Source organism: Pseudomonas sp. GW821-FHT03A09 (genome assembly GCF_059421065.1).
Genome location: NZ_JBWKUX010000010.1, coordinates 23,915 through 41,648 on the forward strand (window position 1 = coordinate 23,915; position 17,734 = coordinate 41,648).

The following is a 17,734-nucleotide window of genomic DNA, read 5'->3' on the forward strand; positions in this document are numbered from 1 at the left end:
CGCACACTCTTGTGAACGTTCAAGTATCCAGGGGAGGGGCGCGATGGACTCAACAGCACAAGGCGGGCCGGACGAGGTCGTGACCCTGGTGGTCAAACACCTCGTGAAACGGGGCCTTGAAGCCGATTACGAAGCATGGCTGCGGCGCACCGTGCGTATTGCCGGCGAGCGTCCGGGGCACCTTGGCGTCGATGTGGTGCGCAGCAAACAAGGTGGTCTGACGTTGTTCACCTGCGTGTTGCGCTATCGCTCGGCCGATGACCTCAAGCGTTGGCTGGACTCGCCCCAACGCCAGGACCTCATCAACGAAGCCACGCCGATGCTCGCCGACGGCGACCGGACTGAAGTCGGCGCGGTCAACGAGTTCTGGTTTTCGCCCCTGGCCGATGCCGCCGCCAAGCCGCCGCGCTGGAAGCAGGCAATTGTCACGCTGCTGGTGATCCTGCCGCTGACCCTGTTGATCCCCATCCTTTGGGGCCCGGTGCTGCGCTTGCATCCGCTGCTCTCCAACTACGTTGTCGCCACGTTTCTGGTCACCCTGACCATTGTGCTGCTGGTGGTCTACCTGCTGATGCCGGCTGCCACTCGCCTGTTCGCTCCCTGGCTCGAAGCCTCTGTAAAGGAAACCCTATGAACGCCGATCTGATTCTGTTCAATGGCCAGTTCCACACCGTGGACCGGGAAAACCCACGCGCCACGGCCGTCGCCATCCATCAGGGACGGTTTGTTGCCGTCGGCACCGACGCCGAGGCCATGGCCCTGCGCGGCAGCGGCACCCAGGTCATCGATCTCAAGGGCCGCACCGTCATTCCCGGCCTCAACGACTCGCACCTGCACCTGATCCGTGGCGGGTTGAACTACAACCTCGAACTGCGCTGGGAAGGTGTGCCGTCCCTGGCCGATGCGTTGCGCATGCTCAAGGACCAGGCCGACCGCACCCCAACACCGCAATGGGTGCGGGTAGTGGGGGGCTGGAACGAATTCCAGTTCGCCGAAAAACGCATGCCGACCCTGGACGAATTGAACCAGGCCGCGCCCGACACGCCAGTATTTGTGCTGCACCTGTACGACCGCGCGTTGCTCAACCGTGCCGCCCTGCGCGTGGCCGGCTACACCAAGGACACGCCGAACCCGCCAGGCGGTGAGATCGTGCGTGACGGCAACGGCAACCCCACCGGCATGCTGGTGGCGCGACCCAACGCGATGATCCTGTATGCGACCCTGGCCAAAGGCCCGAAACTGCCCCTGGAGTATCAGGTCAACTCCACGCGACAGTTCATGCGTGAACTCAACCGCCTGGGCCTCACCAGTGCGATCGACGCCGGTGGCGGGTTCCAGAATTACCCCGACGACTATGCCGTGATCGAGCAGTTGGCCAAGGACGAACAGTTGACGGTACGCATCGCCTACAACCTGTTCACCCAGAAGCCCAAGGAAGAACTCAGCGACTTCAAGCATTGGACCGGCAGCGTCACTCTGCACCAGGGCGATGACTACCTGCGTCACAACGGCGCCGGTGAAATGCTGGTGTTCTCGGCAGCTGACTTCGAAGACTTCCTCGAACCGCGTCCCGACCTGCCGCAGACCATGGAACAGGAGCTGGAACCGGTGGTGCGTCACTTGGTTGAACAGCGTTGGCCGTTCCGTTTGCATGCCACCTATAACGAGTCCATCTCGCGCATGCTCGACGTGTTCGAGAAGGTCAATCGCGACATTCCGTTCAATGGCTTGCCGTGGTTCTTCGACCATGCCGAAACCATCACGCCGCAGAACATCGAGCGCGTGCGTGCCCTTGGCGGTGGCATTGCGATTCAGGACCGCATGGCCTTCCAGGGCGAGTATTTCGTCGAGCGTTACGGCGCCAAGGCTGCCGAAGCCACGCCGCCGATCCAGCGCATGCTCGCCGAAGGGCTGCCGGTAGGGGCGGGCACCGATGCCACGCGGGTGTCGAGCTATAACCCGTGGACCTCGCTGTACTGGATGGTCAGCGGTCGCACCGTCGGCGGCCTGGCCCTGCATGCCGAAGGCTTGCCACGGCTCACCGCATTGGAGCTGTTTACCCACGGCAGCGCCTGGTTCTCGTCCGAGCAGGGCAAGAAAGGCCAGATAAAGGTTGGCCAGCTGGCGGACGTGGCGGCACTGTCGGCGGACTTTTTCAGCGTCGAGGAAGAAGCCATCAAGTGGATCGAATCGGTGCTCACCGTGGTCGGCGGCAAAGTGGTGTACGGCGCTGGCGACTTCGAAGATGTTTCACCCCAACGCCTTCCGGTGCTGCCGGACTGGTCGCCCGTGGTCAAGGTGCCGGGGCACTGGCGCCCCAGTTCGCCCTTGCAGGCGCAAGTCCATCAGTGCAGCGGCCCGTGCGGCGTGCATGCCCACAGCCATGAAAAAGCGCGGCTCTCCAGCGTGCCGGTCAGCGACTTCCAGGGTTTCTGGGGTGCGTTTGGCTGCTCGTGTTTTGCCTTCTGATTCAACCCCCAAAAGGAGCTAACCCCCATGACGTACAAACGCCTGAACAAAGACGATGCCGTGGTGCTGCTGGTCGACCACCAGACCGGCCTGATCTCCCTGGTGCAGGACTTCTCGCCCAACGAGTTCAAGAACAACGTGCTGGCCCTGGCCGACTTGGCGAAGTTCTTCAAGCTGCCGACCATTCTCACCACCAGCTTTGAATCCGGCCCCAACGGCCCGCTGGTGCCCGAGTTGAAAGAGATGTTCCCGGACGCGCCGTACATCCCGCGCCCAGGCCAGATCAACGCCTGGGACAACGCGGATTTCGTCAAGGCGGTGAAAGCCACCGGCCGCAAACAACTGATCATCGCCGGTGTGGTGACTGACGTCTGCGTAGCGTTCCCGACCCTGTGCGCCCTGGCCGAAGGCTTCGACGTATTCGTGGTCACCGACGCCTCCGGCACCTTCAACGAAACCGTGCAACAAGCCGCCTGGGCGCGCATGACCGCTGCCGGTGCTCAACTGGTGAACTGGTTCTCGGTGGCGTGTGAGCTGCAGGTGGATTGGCGCAACGACATGGAAGGCCTGGCCAACCTGCTGTCCCAGCGCATTCCCAACTACCGCAACCTGATGAACAGCTATTCGGCCTTCACGGCCAAGTAACCTGCTCTGAAGATATAAGTGATCCTATGTGGGAGGGGGCAAGCCCCCTCCCACATTTGACTGTGTTCACTCATTTGATTTGTGGTGTGGCGACCAACCCGCTATAAACCAGGCAAATGTCCACCGAGAAGCGACAATGAATCCCTTCGAAGACATGCGCCTGTTCTGCCAGGTCATGGAGTCCGGCAGCTTCACCGCCGCCGCCGAACAATTGGGGCTGTCCAAGCAATTTGTCAGCCGCCGCCTGATCCAGCTGGAAGACCGCCTGGGTGTGCGTTTGCTCAACCGTTCCACCCGCCGCCTAGACGTCACGCCACTCGGCCAGAGTTATTACGAATCCGCTCTGCGTCTGCTCAGCGAAATCGAGCAAGTGGAGCAGGGCATCGCCGGCCAGAACAGCGACCCTCGCGGCACCATTCGCCTCAGCGCGCCGTTGTCGTTTGCCATGGCGCATTTGGGTTGCCTGTTGCCGTTGTTCCTGCAACGGCATCCACATGTCTCGGTGGAAGTCGACCTGAGCGACCGTCCCGTGGACCTGATCGGCGAGGGCTACGATCTGGTATTGCGCATTGGCACCCTGGAAGATTCCACCTTGATCGCTCGGCGCATCGCCAGCGTCCAGCGCGTGTACTGTGCCAGCCCCGAGTACCTGGCCTTGCGCGGTACGCCGCTCAAGCCCGAAGACCTGGCCGCCCACGACTGCCTGCCCTACGGCCATGGTCGCCAAGTGCAATGGCGTTTCCAGGTGAAGGGCAAGCTGCAGTCGCTGAATGTCAGCGGGCGTATGCGCGTCAATAACGGCGAGCTGCTGCGCGACACGGCCATCGCCGGGTTGGGTGTCACTTACCTGCCGAACTTTATCGTCGCCGATGCCTTGAAAGACGGGCGCCTGGTGACGCTATTGGACGAGTACGCCCCCGAAGCCCTGACCCTGTCGGCGGTGTACCCTCAGCACCGGCAGAGTTCACGACCGGTGCAGGCGCTGGTGGAGTTTTTGCGCGAACGTCTGGCCGGTGGGTGCTAGTTGGCCAGGTTGTGCAGCGCTTGCTGGCTCAGGTAGCGCTCCAGATTGGCAAGGAATGCGTCGGCAATCTCATGCTGGCTGCGGGTAGAAATCGCCGAGGTGTGGGGCGATAACCGCACACGCGGATGACTGTACAGTGGATGACCATCCGGCAATGGCTCCGGCTCCGTCACATCCAGCGATGCCAGCCCAATCTGACCGTTATCCAGCGCTTCGAGCAGCGCCTCCTGATCCAGCAAACCACCCCGCGCGATGTTGATCAGGTGCAATCCCGGCTTGGCGCTCCCTAGTACCTCACGGTTGATGATATGTCGCGTGGCCTCGGTCAGCGGTGCGGCTACCACCAGGTGATCGGCGCGGGCGAACAGGTCATGGATGCCCTTGGCGGTTTCCACGCCCGAACTGAACGGTGCCTGGCTTTGGCGCAGCGCCACGACGTTGATCCCCAAGGCCAGGGCCTTTTGCGCCAGGCGCTCGCCAATTGCCCCAAATCCCAGGATCCCCAACGTGGTGTCCTTGAGCGGGCGCAGCGCGGTGAACTGCCACTGGGCGTCCTTCACCCAGATGTCCGGCAAGTGTTTGGCGGCGGCAAAGATTGCCGCCAGGGCGAACTCGGCGAGGTTATCGGCGGCGCTGCCCCGCGAGGTGGTCACCGGCGGGCCGTTGAACAGCCACTGTGGGTAGAAGTCGATACCCGACGACACCAGATGCACCCACTGCGCGCCGTAAGGCCAGCCGGGTGGTGGAGTGTCCGGCGCGGTGTAGCCCCGTACGTTGATCGGACGCAACAGCAAGATATTGGCCTGGGGTGGCAGGTCACTAGGCACGCCCACCGGCACTCCGATCACCTGGGCTTCGGGGTGCAGCGGGGCCAGGCGTTCGCGGATCACGGCGTTGAAGTCTTCGTCCAGCTGGCTGGCGATAATCACCTGACTCATGTGCGTTCCTTCTGGCGTTGTGCGAACACGGCTTTGCCGACGCCTTGCAGCACGGCGTCGTTCTGCGGGGTGTGGACGCGGCTGCACAGCACGTCGCGATAGTGCCGTTGCAGCGGGCTATGACGTGAAAGACCGGGGTTGCCCGAAGCTTCGATGGCCAGCTCCACCGCACGGATTGCGTTGTGGGTCACCAGGTACTTCAACTGCGCCGCGTGGGTGGCCGGGGTGTGCCCTTCGGCCGCAGCGTCCAACAGGCTGCGGTTGGCGAACAGCAACGTATCGATATGCCCGACGGTTTCCTGGAACCGTGGCAGGGTGGCCAGCGCCGCCCCAAGGTTGGATGGCTTGCGCTCTTCCAGCCAGTTAACCAGCCAATCCCGTGCGGCCTGGGCCACGGCGTCGTACACCGACGACAACAACACCGCCATCCACAGGAACCCTTCGCCATCCAGCTCGGGTTGCGGCGCGCTCCAGGGGCTGACGCTGACCGCGTGGTCCAACGGCACCAGCACGTTGTCGAGCACCACTTCATGGCTGCAGGTGGCGCGCATACCCAGGTGGTCCCAGGTGTCGATGATGCTCACGCCGGGACTGTTTTTTGGCACCAGCCAGGCGCCCACCAGCGGGTCGGTATCGTCACTACGCGCCCACACGCTGAACCAGCTCAGGCCATGGCTGCCCGTGGAGTAAATCTTGCGCCCGCTGATGCGCCAACCTTCAGCGGTGCGCACCGCGGTGGTTGCCGGCAAACCGCCACGGGCCGGGGTGCCCAGGTCGGGTTCTACGCGTAACGCGTTGATCAGCGCGCCGTTGCGCACCGCATCTTCTGCTACTTGGACGCGGAGGTGCGGGGGCCAGGTTTTGCTGTCTTGCAGGCGCGTGTGTTGCAGATATTGCATGACCAGAATCAATGCGGTGGAGGGCTCGCCCTTGGCAATCGCACTGATGGCCCTGCGCGCCTGGGGCAGGCTGGCGCCGCCACCGCCCAGGGCTTTCGGTACGGTGAGCGCGACCAGGCCGTGGTCATGCAACCGCTTGAAGTTGGCGTGGGGGAAGGCGCCGCTTTCATCAAACAGATGTGCAGTGCTTGCCAGTTCGGCGCTGAGGCGATCGAGCAGGGCATCGAAGTTGGCGACTTCCACGGAGCGTAAAGACGGTTGGGACGATGACGTCATGATGAGTGTACTCGGTCAAATGTGGGAGGGGGCTTGCTCCCGATGGCGGCTGTTCAGTCAATGAATGTGCTACCTGATGTACCGCTATCGGGAGCAAGCCCCCTCCCACAGGAAATGGCATTCAGGCCAGGGCCTTCAAGGGCGCTTCAACCTCGCTGTAACGGTTGGCCGGCACTTCCAGCCCCAGGTTGTCGCGCAAGGTGTGACCGCTGTACTCGGTACGGAACAGGCCGCGCTGTTGCAGCACGGGCACCACCAGCTCGGTGAAGTACTGCAAGCCATCAGGCAGCACCGAATTGATGATGAAACCATCGCTGGCACCGGCCTCGAACCAGGTCTGGATCGCATCGGCGACTTGCTCCGGGGTGCCGACAAAGTCGCGCTTGGGTCGCGAGAAACGCAGCGCCACTTCGCGCAGGGTCAGGCCCTCGTCCCTGGCCAATTGCTTGATGCGGTCGGAGCCGCCTTTCTGGCTGTTGGCGCCAAGATCGCCCAGCTCGGGGAACGGTTCGTCCAGTGGGTATTGGCTAAAGTCGTGGTCATTGAAGGGGCGGCCGAGGGCGACAATGGCGTCCTCCACGGTGACCAGGTCGACGGCTTGTTGATAGCGGCTTTCCACTTCGGCGGCATCGCGGCCTACGATTGGGCGGATGCCCGGCAAAATCGACAGGCTGTCGGCGTCACGCCCAAAGCCTTTGGCCCGGCGTTTCAAGTCCTGGGTGTAAGCCAAGCCGTCTTCGAGGCTGTCGACATGCACGAAGATCGCATCGGAATGCTGCGCGGCGAAATTGCGTCCGTCTTCGGAGGTGCCTGCCTGGAAAATCACTGGCTGGCCCTGGCGCGAGCGAGCGATGTTCAGCGGGCCTTTGACCGAGAAAAACTCGCCTTTGTGGTTCAGCGCATGCAGCTTGCCCGGGGTGAAAAACTCACCGCTCTGCTTGTCATAGGCAAAGGCATCATCTTCCCAGGAGTCCCACAGGCCCTTGACCACGTTGAGGTGTTCCTTGGCGATGCGGTAGCGCACGGCATGGGGCGGGTGTTCAGCCTTGCCGAAGTTGTCGGCGGTGCCGCTCAGCCATGAGGTGACCACGTTCCACCCGGCGCGGCCGCCGCTGATATGGTCCAGGGAGGCGAACTGACGCGCCACTTGATAGGGCTCGGTGTAGCTGACGGTCACGGTGGCGACCAGGCCGATATGGGTGGTCAGTGCCGCCAGGGCCGAGAGGATAGTCAACGGCTCGAACCGGTTGAGGTAATGCGGGCTGGATTTGGCGTGGATATGCAGGCTGTCGGCGATGAACACGAAGTCGAACTTGGCACCTTCGGCCAGCGCGGTCTGCTGCTTGTAGAAACCGAAGTTCGTGCTGGCATTGGGTTGTGCCTGCGGATGGCGCCATTCGCCCCAGCCGTGGCCGACACCGTGGACCATGGCTCCCAGCTTCAAATGGCGTGGCTTCAATTGACGTGGCTTGCTCATGTGCGGCTCCTGGCTTAGCGCGATGCTTGGGAAGTAGGGAAACGTGTGGCGTTGAAGCTGCTGTCGAAACCCTGGGACACGTCGATGTGCTTGGGTAGCAGGCCTTCTTTTTGATAGGTGTCGGCCGTGGCTTGCAGGCCACGGATCACCGAGTCGTCGATGACGACGGGGCTCAGATGGGTGTCTTTCGCCACCTCCACGTGCACGGCCAACGGCAGTCCGGTGATTTTGGCCTGGGCAGCGGCGTATTCATTGGGGTGAGCGTTGGCCCAGGCGTAGGCGCGGTCGATACGCGCGACAAAATCGTCCAGTTGCACGCGTTTGTCGGTGATGGCCTGGCTGGTGGCCGCGAAGTACAGGTGATTGCTCAACAGTTGATTACCGCTGACCAATACACGGGCCTGGCTTTGGGAGGTGACCACGGTGGTGTAAGGGTCCCAGGTGGCCCAGGCGTCTACCGTACCGTTATCCAACACCAGGCGCGATTCACTGGGCAGCAGGAAAATGAACTGCACATCCTTGGTGCTCAGGCCGGCACCCGCCAGGGCCTTGATCGCCAGGTAGTGGCCGATGGAGCCGCGCCCGGTGACGATCTTTTTGCCCTTGAGGTCGGCCACCGTCTTGATCGGCGAGTCCTTAGGCACCAGCAGGGCCGTGGTGTTACGCCCTTCGGCATGGATGATGCTGACCACCTTGAGCGATGCACCGGCACCCAAGGCGAATACATACGGTGCGTCGCCCAACGCACCGATATCCACGGCACCGGCATTCAGCGCTTCGCCCAGGGGGGAGGCGGAGGGGAACTCCGACCATTGAATGGCGTAGGGCACATTCCGGGTTTCGCCGGAGGCTTCCAGCAGCGCCTTGATCGTGGACTTCTGGTTGGCGACTCGCAGGGGTTGCAAGTCGGCGCCGTCGGCGGCGGTAATCAACCCGAGTGCCAGTGCGGCGCCTAGGAGCAGGCGTTTGAAGGGAGTGGTCAAGACCATGGGGTAGAGGCTCCAGGCGGGTCAATATGAAGATTCGGCCACGTCCGCCTGGAGAAGGGGTCGGTGAGGAGTTAACGTTATTCCCATAAAAACATGCTGTGAAGTTCTTTTTGGTTATATGTTAATTATTAAAAAAGGTGATTATCTGTTTTGTTGATTATTCGTTAATTGCATTTGAAGAGAGGGAGGCGATCACTTGCAAGTGAGGGCGCCCCAAAGGAAAATCCGCAGCTTTCATGGATTCGAACAACAAGGACAACGACAACGTTGAAAACGATATTCATCGCTTTGCTGGGGGGATTGGCGCTGGCTCAAACTCCACTCTCCGTTGCGGAGAATGCCAATGGCAAAAATCTCTATTCACAGAGATGCGCCATCTGCCATGGCGCAGACATCAAGGGAACAGGGCCGCTGGCCAATAAAAGCCAGCCACCCACGCCCGACCTGACAACCACCGCTTTCAAGAAACGCCTCAGGGATTACCCGGGCGTTATCGTGTCGTCGGTCATACTTCGTCCGAATGGCGACCTGATTCCAAGAACCTTGCGAGAGAACGGCGTAAAGATTGCGCCGTTCGCTTGGGGCGTTAAGGACTTTCGCGACTTGAATCAGTACATGACGGATGTGATTTCGAAAGCCCGGTGAGGGTGGGCTCAGATCACATAGAACCCATGGGTGCCGTCACGCGCCAATTGCGCCACCAGGCCGAACTCCCAATCCAGGTAGGCCTGCATGGCTTCCTTGGGGTTGTCGGTGCCTTCATAGGGCCGGCGATAGCGGTCGATACGCGGTGAGGCCAGGTGGGTTTCACCTTCTTCCAGCGGCAGTTGCGCATTGATCCAGCCAGCGGTGCCGTCTTGCAGCAGGAACACTTGCTTGCCGGTGATAGCCTCGACTTCAGCCACCGCCAGGCGCGCCAATTGGCTGCTGCCGCAGGTCAACACGTAGCGTTGGGCGCTTGGCACCTTGGCCAGGGCCTGAGGCAGTTGTGCACGCAAGGCCCACCAGGCACCGGGGATATGGCGTTTGACATAGTTGGCGCTGGCGGTGAAATCCAGCACTACGGTGTCGCCATGGTCGAGCCAGTCAGCGAGGGTGTGGGGGCTGATCAGTTCGGCCTGAGGCGGTGCCGGTACGGGCGCGACCCAGGCGCCTTTTTCGCTGAAGGCCGAAGGTTGCAGATCATCCAGTACATGCACTTCCCAGCCCAACTGAGCGAGCCAGGAGGCGGACATATTGGCGCGCACGCCATCGTCATCCACCAGCACCAGCCGCGCCCCACGTACGCTGGCAACGTGGTCGGTCTCCTGCACCAGTTGCCCACCTGGCGTGGAGCGTGCCCCCGGCAAATGGCCGGCTTCGAATTCTTCCGGGGTGCGCACATCGAACAGGTACGTAGTGCGCGCAGGTTCCTGCTGCCAGTGATGCAGATCAGCCAAGACCGCGCGGCCGACGCGAGCCTTGTCGGCGACGCGGCGTGCATCCTGGGCCGCGACTTGGCGATGCTCTTCGGTGGTGGGCGCAAAACGGCGCGATTGGCCGTGGGCGAGCTTTTGCCCGGCCAGGGTCCAGCCGATGGTGCCATTGCGCAGCGCCGATACCGGGTTGGCCACGCCGGCATTGATCAGCGATTGAGTGCCGATAATGCTGCGGGTGCGTCCGGCGCAGTTGACGATGATGCGAGTGGCCGGGTCGGGCGCCAGCTCTCGGGCGCGTAGTACCAGCTCGGCACCGGGCACGCTGATGCCGGTGGGAATGCTCATGGTCTGGTACTCATCGAAGCGGCGAGCATCAAGCACCACCACGTCGGCCTGGCTGTCGAGCAGGGCCTGCACTTCTTCGGCCGCCAGGGACGGCGTATGGCGCTCGCTCTCAACCAGTTCGCCAAAGGCTTTGCTCGGCACGTTCACATCGATAAACAGCTCACCACCGGCACGCCGCCAACCGTCGAGGCCACCGTCGAGCAGACTGACTTGGGTGTAGCCCAGCGCAACCAGGCGTTCGGCGGCGCGCTCAGCCAGGCCTTCGCCGTTGTCATAGACGGTGACTTGGGTGTCGCGCCGTGGAATGCGCGAATACACCTCCAGCTCCAGTTTGGACAAGGGGATATTCGCGGCGAACAACGGGTGGGCCTCGGCAAACGGCGCTTCTTCACGCACGTCGATCAGGGCGACTTCTTCATGGTCCAGCAGGGCCTGGCGAATCTGGGCGAAGCGTGTGGTCGATACGGTGCTCATAGGGCAGGGCTCTTTTCTTTGGACAAATCCCAGATGTTCGGGAGGAAGGCGTTGGAATAACCGGAGATAAACTGTTTCTCGCTGCCGTCGGGTTGGTACACCGCACGGCGCACCGCACCGATATTGGCGCCGTACACATGAATGCTGATCGACACCTGGTCGCTGTGGGCATTGCTGACTTGATGGATATCGCCGACCTTGGGCGACACCGCTTCGACCTGGCCAGGCACCAACTGAATAGGGCTGCCTTCTGCAACCAGGCTGCCGTCGGGAGCGCGCTCAAACCCCTGGGAAAACTCAGAGCCGCGCAACATACCGATCAGCCCCCACACCCGATGGTCATGAATCGGCGTACGTTGCCCGGGCCCCCATACAAAACTGACGATGCTGAAGCGCTGGCGCGAATCGGCATGCAGTAAAAACTGCTGGTAGCGCTCTGGGTCGGGCTGGGCGAATTCATCGGGGAGCCAGTCATCATGGCTGACCAACTGCGCGAGCAGCTTGCCGCCACGGTGCAGCAAGTCGCCTTCGCGGGGGTGGCCGTCGATCAGTTCGGCCAGGGCGCCTATGAAGGCTCTGAGTCGCTCGGGGTGCTTGGCCTGGGTCATGACAGCTCCATCGTGTGGTCGGTGGTGATGGTTTTATCTAAGCATAATATTTATGGTTAATATGCTATTTATTAATGATTAGCTTATAGCTGAAGGTAATTTAGAACTGGTCTGAATAGCGTTAGACGTTATCGATCATTGCGCGGGCTATCCAGGCTGCGTTCAGGCAACTATGCTTTCCACACATCTTAATGACGCTTCTCTATGTGCGGCCCAAATGAAAATTGACGATATCGATGCGTTTGTCGAAGTGATTCGTTGCCAGTCCATCAGCCATGCCGCCGAGTCATTGCAACTGACCCAGCCGGCCATCACCCGTCGCGTGCAGAACTTCGAGCAGGCGCTGGGAGTGGAGTTGTTCGACCGCAACACCAAGCCCCTCAAGCCTACGCTGATCGGCACCCGGGTTTATGAACAATGCCGGCTGATCCTGCGCGAGATGGATGCCCTGCGGGAACTGGTGGCCACCGATGCGCCGCCTAGCGGCGTATTGCGCCTGGGCGTACCACAGACCATCGGCGACGTGGTGTTGTTGGATGCGCTCAAGCAGTTGCGCGGTGAATACCCCGACTTGCGTGCCCAGGTTGCCACTGGCTGGGGCAGCCAATTGGTCGGCAAGATCGAACGCGGTGAGCTGGACGCGGCGGCTGCGCTGTTTCCGGCGGGCAAGATCTTCCCTGACAACATCATCGGCGAGTCCATTGGCAAGATGGAATTGGTGGTGGTGTGCGCCAAGGCACAATTGCCCAAGAAACCGTGCAAGCTGGCGGATGTGTACCAGAGCGGTTGGATTCTCAACCCCGATGGCTGCGGTTTCCGTGCCGGTTTGCAGCGCACCTTGTCCGATCAGGGGCTGGGGCTGCGGGTGAACCTGGAAACCTTCGGCACCGAACTGCAATTGGGCCTGGTGGCTGATGGACTGGGCTTGGGCCTGGTACCTCGACCCTTGCTGGAGCGCAGCGCCCACCGTGAACACTTGGCGGTGATGCCGCTCAAGGACTTCAAGCCCGTGATGGACCTGTGGCTGATCTATCCACACTTCCTGGGCAACTTGCAGGGGCCGGTGGATGCGTTCGGCCAGTGGGTGGCGGCTTCGCTGCAGAAGATTCGAGATGCTGCTTGATATGAAAAAAAATAATAATTAGCTTAGATTAAAATGTGCTTTTTATTATTTTTCGGCATCCCCTAGGCTGCCTGGAAGTCCTTAAGGCCATCCAGGAAGTTTTGCCATGAGCAGCGTCACCTCGATCTCCAGCGTGTCCAACACGGTTCGTCAGCGCGTGACTCCAGAAGAGTGGGAGGTGCGCGTCAAGTTGGCCGCGGCCTATCGACTGGCGGCGCTGTACAAGTGGACCGACCATATCTACACCCATTTCTCTGCCCGTGTGCCGGGGCCTGACGAACATTTCCTGATCAACGCCTTCGGCTTGCTGTTCGATGAAATCAGTGCGTCCAACCTGGTCAAAGTCGACCTCGACGGCACTATCGTCGACGACCCGACAGGTTTGGGTATCAACTACGCCGGTTACGTGATCCACAGCGCGATCCACGGTGCTCGCCATGACCTGCAGGCGGTGCTGCACACCCACACCCGCGACGGCATTGCGGTGTCGGCGCAGAAAGAGGGTTTGTTGCCGATCTCCCAGCACTCCATCGCGTTCTCCGGGCGTGTGGCGTACCACGGCTATGAGGGCGTGGCCCTGGATCTGGATGAACGCGAGCGGCTGGTGGCTGACTTGGGCGACAAGAGTGTGATGATCTTGCGTAACCACGGGCTGTTGACGGCAGGCATCAGCGTCGAGCATGCATTTCAGCAACTGCAAGGGTTGGAGCGGGCGTGCAATATCCAGATCGCAGCGCAGGCGGCGGGGAATGCACAGTTGATCTTCCCGCCGGCCGAGGTGGTCGCCAAAGTGGAGGAGCAGGCCAAGGTGTTCAAGGCTGGTGACGGGCCAGGTGTGGCACGGCATTGGAATGCGCTGATCCGGCAGTTGGAGCGTAGTGATACCGACTACAAGAACTGATCCGCAGTACGAAACCGATCAAAAAAGTGGGAGCTGGCTTGCCTGCGATAGCCTCAACTCGGTACATCAGAAAAACCGAGGTGTCTGCATCGCAGGCAAGCCAGCTCCCACATGATCACATGGTTAAGCGACCTGCTGAGCCTGCTCGCGTTCGGCAATCAACTGGCGAGTGAGGGGAATCAAGCGCTTGCCATAGTCAATCGCATCATTGAGCGGATCGAACCCACGGATCAGGAACGTGGTGATACCCAGTTCGTAGTAGTCGAGCAAGGCTTCGGCGACTTGCTCGGGCGTGCCGACCAATGACGTCGAATTCCCCTGCGCGCCCAGCAACCCGGCAATCCCGGTCCACAAGCGCTTATCCAATCGTGTCCCTTGTGCTGCCGCTGCCAGCAACCGACGCGAGCCTTCATTCGGCGGCTCACGCCGCACAAAGCCAGACTGCTCGGCCAGCGCCGTGGCCTGCTGCAAGATGGTTTCGGCACGTGCCCAGGCGGCCTCCTCGGTTTCGGCGAGGATCGGCCGCAGTGACAAGCTGAAGCGGATCGTACGCCCATGCTTGGCCGCTTCCGCACGCACCCGTGTCACGGTTTCGCGCACCTGTTCGTAGGTTTCACCCCACAGTGCATACACGTCGGCATGTTTGCCTGCCACCGCAATTGCGGCGTCCGAGGAACCACCGAAGTACAGCGGAATATGCGGCTGCTGCGGCGACTTCACCGCGGAGTGCGCACCTTCTACCTGATAGTAGGTGCCGGCGAAATCGAAGGGCTTGTCACGGGTCCATTCCTGGCGCACCACACTCAGGTATTCGTCGGTACGCGCGTAACGCTCATCCTTGCCGATATGGCTGCCGTCGGCACGCAGTTCGCGGTCATCGCCACCGGTGATGATATGCACGGCGGTGCGCCCGCCGTTGAATACATCCAGGGTGATGAACTGGCGCGCGGCCAAGGTGGGTTGGGTAAAGCCGGGGCGGTGGGCGATGAGAAACTGTAGCTTCTGGGTGACGCTGGCGGCGTGGGCGGCAATCAGCGTGCTGTCCGGGCTGTTGGAGTGGAAGGCCACGAGGGCGCGGTCAAAGCCCGCCTCTTCGTGGGCGCGGGCCACGGTTTCCACGTACTCGGGTTGCAGCACCGGGCCGCTGCGCGGATGGATCTCGGAAGCGTGATGGCCGCCGATATAGCCGATGAATTCAATGCTCATGGTCACTCCTTGATGGGTTGGGGGCAGCACCTCCACCGGGCAAGGGGTCGGTTATCCGGGTCAAAAGTAGGGCCCGGAACGAGCCTTGTAAAATGCCGATTGGTTCTAACCTAATCATTAAAAATTAGAATGACATTTATATTTGTATATTAGAAATTTGCATTTTGATGGGGCTCACTCAGTCGCGTCAGCCATCGCAATGCTCGGTTGGTCGTTAGGGCCGGTGGCGCCCATGCGATCAGCCAGGTAGCGTGCCGGCGGTTGGCCGACGGCCTTGCGAAACATGGTGATAAAGCCGCTGGCGTTCTCATAACCCAGGTCCAGCGCCACTCGTTGCACACTGTCGCCCTTGGCCAGGCGTTGCAGGGACAAAATCACATGCAACTGCCGGCGCCAGCGGCCAAAGCTCAAGCCCAGTTCCTCCAGCAGTAACCGGGTCATGCTGCGCTCGCTCATGCCGATGCGTACGGCCCATTGGCCGAGGCTGGCTTTGTCCGCGGGGTCGGCCAGCAGACTGTCGGCCAGACGGCGCAGCCTTGGGTCCTGAGGCATGGGCAGGTGCAGGGCTTCGATGGGGGCTTCGGCCAGTTCGTCCAGCAACGTATTGATCAGGCGTCCCTGGGCGCCATCGACGTCATACAGCCGCGGAAAACTCACTGCCTTGCTGATCAACTCATGCAACAGCCCCGAAACCGCCAGGGTGCAGCATTGCGGGGGCAGGGCGCGGGTGGCGTCAGGATCGATCAGCAAGCAATACACATGGGCCTCACCCGATCCCCGTGCCGCATGGGACAGGCCGCCGGGAATCCACAGGGCACACTGTGGCGGCACGATCCAGATACCCGCCTCGATCTCGCAATGGATAACGCCGCGCAAGGTGTACATCAACTGGCCCTTACGGTGGGCATGCTGCTGATGTTCCCAAGTAGCCGACGTGCTACTGGCGCCCACCGCCACCACCGCACGGGGAAACAGGTCGGCATCCCTGGACATCGAGGGGTCGTGCATCTCAAGACGGTGGTGTTTCATAGTGGGCATCGCATCTTGGCTGAATTGCGAAATAGTCTGGCTATTCTGTGCAATGCTGTCCAGCGATCGGGTCTCTATAGTGAGAGTCACTCTCATTTAGGAGCTTTGCCATGCGACTCGACAGCACCACTTTCCCTGTAGTGAAAATCGTCTTCGACGCACCGAACAACGCCGGCCCGGAAGACGCCTTTGTGATCTTCGAAGGCCTGCTGGCTCGACAACAACCCTTCATATTGCTGCATGAAAAAGCCGTGGACGAAAACAACCACGAGCACTCCCATGAAGAGCGCAAGCACGCGTCCATCTGGATGAAGAAAAACAAACCGGCGCTGCGGGCGTTCGTCAAAGGCATGATCCAGGTGGAACCCAGCGCGGCCAAGCGCCTGGCGCTCAAGCCGTTTGCCGTGACGTTCGGCAAGGCCTGGGGTTACCCACTGCTGGTGGTGGAATCCAAGGACCAGGCCTGGGCATTGGCGCGGGATGTGTTGGATGAGCAGGTGTCGGATGTGGCTCATTTTTGAAGCCGCCCCGATCAATGTGGGAGCTGTCGAGCTTTAGCGAGGCTGCGAAAGCGATGGGGCAGGCGGCACATATATCGACAGTGCTGCTCCCATCGAAGTCTCCCTGAGGCTCAATAGTTCTCACATTGGATACCGGGCTGGATAGCCGCCGCAAAATCACCTGTTTGAGGTATCCTCCGCGCCCCGCTTATCACCGATTCAAAGACAGATGACAGGACAAGATATGCAGGCGATGCTTTCGTCGATCCTCGACGAAGTGCGCCCTCTGATCGGCCTCGGCAAAGTCGCCGACTACATCCCCGCCCTGGCCGACGTGCCCGCCAACCAACTGGGTATCGCGGTATACGGCAATGACGGCTCGGCCTACTGCGCCGGTGACGCCGACACCTTGTTCTCGGTGCAGAGCATTTCCAAGGTCTTCAGCCTGGTACAAGCCATCGACCACGGCGGTGAAACCATCTGGGAACGTCTGGGCCATGAGCCGTCCGGGCAGCCGTTCAACTCCATGGTGCAACTGGAATTCGAGCGCGGTCGACCACGCAATCCTTTCATCAATGCTGGCGCTCTAGTGATCTGCGACATCAACCAATCACGCTTCGCCGTGCCGATTTTGTCGATGCGTGACTTCGTGCGGCGCCTGTCGGGCAACCCGCAGATTCTGGTCAACAGCGTTGTCGCCGAATCCGAAGCCCAGCATGGCGCACGCAATGCCGCGATGGCCTACCTGATGAAGTCCTTCGGTAACTTCCACAACGACGTGGACGCGGTACTGCATAGCTACTTCAACTATTGCGCGTTGCAGATGAGCTGCCTGGACCTGGCCAAGGCGTTCAGCTTCCTGGCCAACGAAGGCACGAGCGCCCACAGCGGCGAACAGATCCTGACCGCGCGCCAGACCAAACAGGTCAACTCCATCATGGCCACCAGCGGTTTGTATGACGAAGCGGGTAACTTCGCCTACCGCGTGGGGCTGCCGGGCAAGAGTGGCGTGGGCGGTGGCATTGTCGCGGTGGTGCCGGGGCAATTTACGGTGTGCGTGTGGTCGCCGGAGTTGAACGCGGCGGGGAACTCCCTGGCGGGAATGAAGGCGCTGGAGTTGTTGAGTGAGCGGATTGGGTGGTCGGTGTTTTGATAGAGGCGGCGAGCATCGGACACGGAAATACCCTCTTGAACGTGATCCAATGCGATGACATGATGGCCTTATGATATCCTGGGTGGTTCGCTCTTTATCGTTAATACATCGATTTAACGCTTAAAATAATGCGCTCTTGCTTGGCTGTGGCGCCAATGGCGGCATTTGTTGTTCGTGCGTTTTCTCATGGATGGGAGGCGATGCCTAATTCTATGGTGAAAATATAAATTTCCATTGTTGGGCTTTGGGGTTGTCAAGCT

The 17,734-nt window shown here is 60.9% G+C and carries 17 protein-coding genes; 9 read left to right on the forward strand and 8 right to left on the reverse strand.

The features are described 5' to 3' along the window. Nucleotides 1–43: 43 nt before the first annotated feature. The 4 genes from AC07V4_RS18610 (at nt 44) to AC07V4_RS18625 (ending at nt 4,138) form a co-directional block, all read left to right on the forward strand. Nucleotides 44–634, forward strand: coding sequence for an antibiotic biosynthesis monooxygenase (locus tag AC07V4_RS18610; protein ID WP_492636422.1), 591 nt, complete (start codon nt 44–46; stop codon nt 632–634). Beyond that, nucleotides 631–2,469: an amidohydrolase gene (locus AC07V4_RS18615; protein WP_492636423.1), complete on the forward strand. Its 1,839-nt coding sequence runs from the start codon at nt 631–633 to the stop codon at nt 2,467–2,469. Before AC07V4_RS18610 ends, AC07V4_RS18615 begins: the two co-directional genes overlap by 4 nt. 27 nt (nt 2,470–2,496) lie before the next feature. After that, entirely contained in the window at nt 2,497–3,114 is a 618-nt protein-coding gene (gene ycaC / locus AC07V4_RS18620) for an isochorismate family cysteine hydrolase YcaC (RefSeq protein WP_492636424.1), read from the forward strand. 136 nt (nt 3,115–3,250) lie between these two features. Continuing rightward, a complete protein-coding gene (locus AC07V4_RS18625) occupies nt 3,251–4,138 on the forward strand; it encodes a LysR family transcriptional regulator (RefSeq protein ID WP_492636425.1) in 888 nt (295 codons plus the stop codon). Here the strand turns inward: AC07V4_RS18625 and AC07V4_RS18630 are convergent. The 4 genes from AC07V4_RS18630 to AC07V4_RS18645 all read right to left on the reverse strand — a co-directional run bounded on the left by AC07V4_RS18630 (nt 4,135) and on the right by AC07V4_RS18645 (nt 8,717). After that, the gene (locus AC07V4_RS18630) at nt 4,135–5,076 is read right to left on the reverse strand and encodes a D-isomer specific 2-hydroxyacid dehydrogenase family protein (RefSeq protein ID WP_492636426.1); all 942 of its coding nucleotides are present in this window, start codon (nt 5,074–5,076) and stop codon (nt 4,135–4,137) included. The two genes, AC07V4_RS18625 and AC07V4_RS18630, sit on opposite strands and share 4 nt — an antisense overlap. Next, complete coding sequence (locus AC07V4_RS18635) at nt 5,073–6,251, reverse strand: acyl-CoA dehydrogenase family protein (protein WP_492636427.1); 1,179 nt, start codon at nt 6,249–6,251, stop codon at nt 5,073–5,075. Before AC07V4_RS18635 ends, AC07V4_RS18630 begins: the two co-directional genes overlap by 4 nt. A 121-nt stretch (nt 6,252–6,372) precedes the next feature. Beyond that, complete coding sequence (locus AC07V4_RS18640) at nt 6,373–7,728, reverse strand: LLM class flavin-dependent oxidoreductase (RefSeq protein WP_492636428.1); 1,356 nt, start codon at nt 7,726–7,728, stop codon at nt 6,373–6,375. Nucleotides 7,729–7,742: 14 nt separating this feature from the next. Next, nucleotides 7,743–8,717, reverse strand: coding sequence for an ABC transporter substrate-binding protein (locus tag AC07V4_RS18645; protein ID WP_492636429.1), 975 nt, complete (start codon nt 8,715–8,717; stop codon nt 7,743–7,745). A gap of 267 nt (nt 8,718–8,984) precedes the next feature. Between AC07V4_RS18645 and AC07V4_RS18650 the strand changes: the two genes are divergently transcribed. Further along, nucleotides 8,985–9,362 (forward strand): c-type cytochrome, encoded by a 378-nt coding sequence (locus tag AC07V4_RS18650; protein WP_431751670.1) that lies wholly within the window; start codon nt 8,985–8,987, stop codon nt 9,360–9,362. A gap of 8 nt (nt 9,363–9,370) precedes the next feature. On the opposite strand, the gene AC07V4_RS18655 is transcribed toward AC07V4_RS18650, so the two are convergent. Both AC07V4_RS18655 and AC07V4_RS18660 read right to left on the reverse strand, forming a co-directional pair. Further along, nucleotides 9,371–10,954 (reverse strand): rhodanese-related sulfurtransferase, encoded by a 1,584-nt coding sequence (locus tag AC07V4_RS18655; RefSeq protein WP_492636430.1) that lies wholly within the window; start codon nt 10,952–10,954, stop codon nt 9,371–9,373. Next, on the reverse strand, nt 10,951–11,562 hold the full coding sequence (locus AC07V4_RS18660; RefSeq protein WP_492636431.1) for a cysteine dioxygenase family protein: 612 nt from the start codon (nt 11,560–11,562) through the stop codon (nt 10,951–10,953). The genes AC07V4_RS18655 and AC07V4_RS18660 overlap by 4 nt, the downstream gene beginning before the upstream one ends. 217 nt (nt 11,563–11,779) lie before the next feature. On the opposite strand from AC07V4_RS18660, the gene AC07V4_RS18665 reads away from it, so the two are divergent. Beyond that, a complete protein-coding gene (locus AC07V4_RS18665; RefSeq protein ID WP_492636432.1) occupies nt 11,780–12,685 on the forward strand; it encodes a LysR family transcriptional regulator in 906 nt (301 codons plus the stop codon). 106 nt (nt 12,686–12,791) lie between these two features. Further along, nucleotides 12,792–13,586: a class II aldolase/adducin family protein gene (locus AC07V4_RS18670; RefSeq protein ID WP_431751666.1), complete on the forward strand. Its 795-nt coding sequence runs from the start codon at nt 12,792–12,794 to the stop codon at nt 13,584–13,586. Between the two features lie 123 nt (nt 13,587–13,709). Here the strand turns inward: AC07V4_RS18670 and AC07V4_RS18675 are convergent, their stop codons facing one another. After that, a complete protein-coding gene (locus tag AC07V4_RS18675; protein WP_492636433.1) occupies nt 13,710–14,792 on the reverse strand; it encodes an LLM class flavin-dependent oxidoreductase in 1,083 nt (360 codons plus the stop codon). 174 nt (nt 14,793–14,966) lie between these two features. Further along, nucleotides 14,967–15,821 carry an AraC family transcriptional regulator gene (locus AC07V4_RS18680; RefSeq protein WP_492636434.1) on the reverse strand — a complete coding sequence of 285 codons (855 nt, stop codon included), beginning with the start codon at nt 15,819–15,821 and terminating at the stop codon, nt 14,967–14,969. A gap of 110 nt (nt 15,822–15,931) precedes the next feature. On the opposite strand from AC07V4_RS18680, the gene AC07V4_RS18685 reads away from it, so the two are divergent. Then, nucleotides 15,932–16,342, forward strand: a complete 411-nt coding sequence (locus tag AC07V4_RS18685) for a hypothetical protein (protein WP_492636435.1) — start codon at nt 15,932–15,934, stop codon at nt 16,340–16,342. A 223-nt stretch (nt 16,343–16,565) separates the two neighbouring features. Continuing rightward, nucleotides 16,566–17,474 carry a glutaminase B gene (gene glsB / locus AC07V4_RS18690; RefSeq protein ID WP_431749735.1) on the forward strand — a complete coding sequence of 303 codons (909 nt, stop codon included), beginning with the start codon at nt 16,566–16,568 and terminating at the stop codon, nt 17,472–17,474. Nucleotides 17,475–17,734: the final 260 nt, after the last annotated feature.

Bases quoted from the DNA above. Each gene is read 5' to 3' on its own strand.
- AC07V4_RS18675 (WP_492636433.1), bottom strand. From the start codon at position 14,792: ATGAGCATTGAATTCATCGGCTATATCGGCGGCCATCACGCTTCCGAG.
- AC07V4_RS18625 (WP_492636425.1), top strand. From the start codon at position 3,251: ATGAATCCCTTCGAAGACATGCGCCTGTTCTGCCAGGTCATGGAGTCC.
- AC07V4_RS18685 (WP_492636435.1), top strand. From the start codon at position 15,932: ATGCGACTCGACAGCACCACTTTCCCTGTAGTGAAAATCGTCTTCGAC.
- AC07V4_RS18645 (WP_492636429.1), bottom strand. From the start codon at position 8,717: ATGGTCTTGACCACTCCCTTCAAACGCCTGCTCCTAGGCGCCGCACTG.
- AC07V4_RS18630 (WP_492636426.1), bottom strand. From the start codon at position 5,076: ATGAGTCAGGTGATTATCGCCAGCCAGCTGGACGAAGACTTCAACGCC.
- AC07V4_RS18660 (WP_492636431.1), bottom strand. From the start codon at position 11,562: ATGACCCAGGCCAAGCACCCCGAGCGACTCAGAGCCTTCATAGGCGCC.
- ycaC (WP_492636424.1), top strand. From the start codon at position 2,497: ATGACGTACAAACGCCTGAACAAAGACGATGCCGTGGTGCTGCTGGTC.
- AC07V4_RS18670 (WP_431751666.1), top strand. From the start codon at position 12,792: ATGAGCAGCGTCACCTCGATCTCCAGCGTGTCCAACACGGTTCGTCAG.
- AC07V4_RS18640 (WP_492636428.1), bottom strand. From the start codon at position 7,728: ATGAGCAAGCCACGTCAATTGAAGCCACGCCATTTGAAGCTGGGAGCC.
- AC07V4_RS18610 (WP_492636422.1), top strand. From the start codon at position 44: ATGGACTCAACAGCACAAGGCGGGCCGGACGAGGTCGTGACCCTGGTG.
- AC07V4_RS18665 (WP_492636432.1), top strand. From the start codon at position 11,780: ATGAAAATTGACGATATCGATGCGTTTGTCGAAGTGATTCGTTGCCAG.
- glsB (WP_431749735.1), top strand. From the start codon at position 16,566: ATGCAGGCGATGCTTTCGTCGATCCTCGACGAAGTGCGCCCTCTGATC.
- AC07V4_RS18635 (WP_492636427.1), bottom strand. From the start codon at position 6,251: ATGACGTCATCGTCCCAACCGTCTTTACGCTCCGTGGAAGTCGCCAAC.
- AC07V4_RS18655 (WP_492636430.1), bottom strand. From the start codon at position 10,954: ATGAGCACCGTATCGACCACACGCTTCGCCCAGATTCGCCAGGCCCTG.
- AC07V4_RS18615 (WP_492636423.1), top strand. From the start codon at position 631: ATGAACGCCGATCTGATTCTGTTCAATGGCCAGTTCCACACCGTGGAC.
- AC07V4_RS18680 (WP_492636434.1), bottom strand. From the start codon at position 15,821: ATGAAACACCACCGTCTTGAGATGCACGACCCCTCGATGTCCAGGGAT.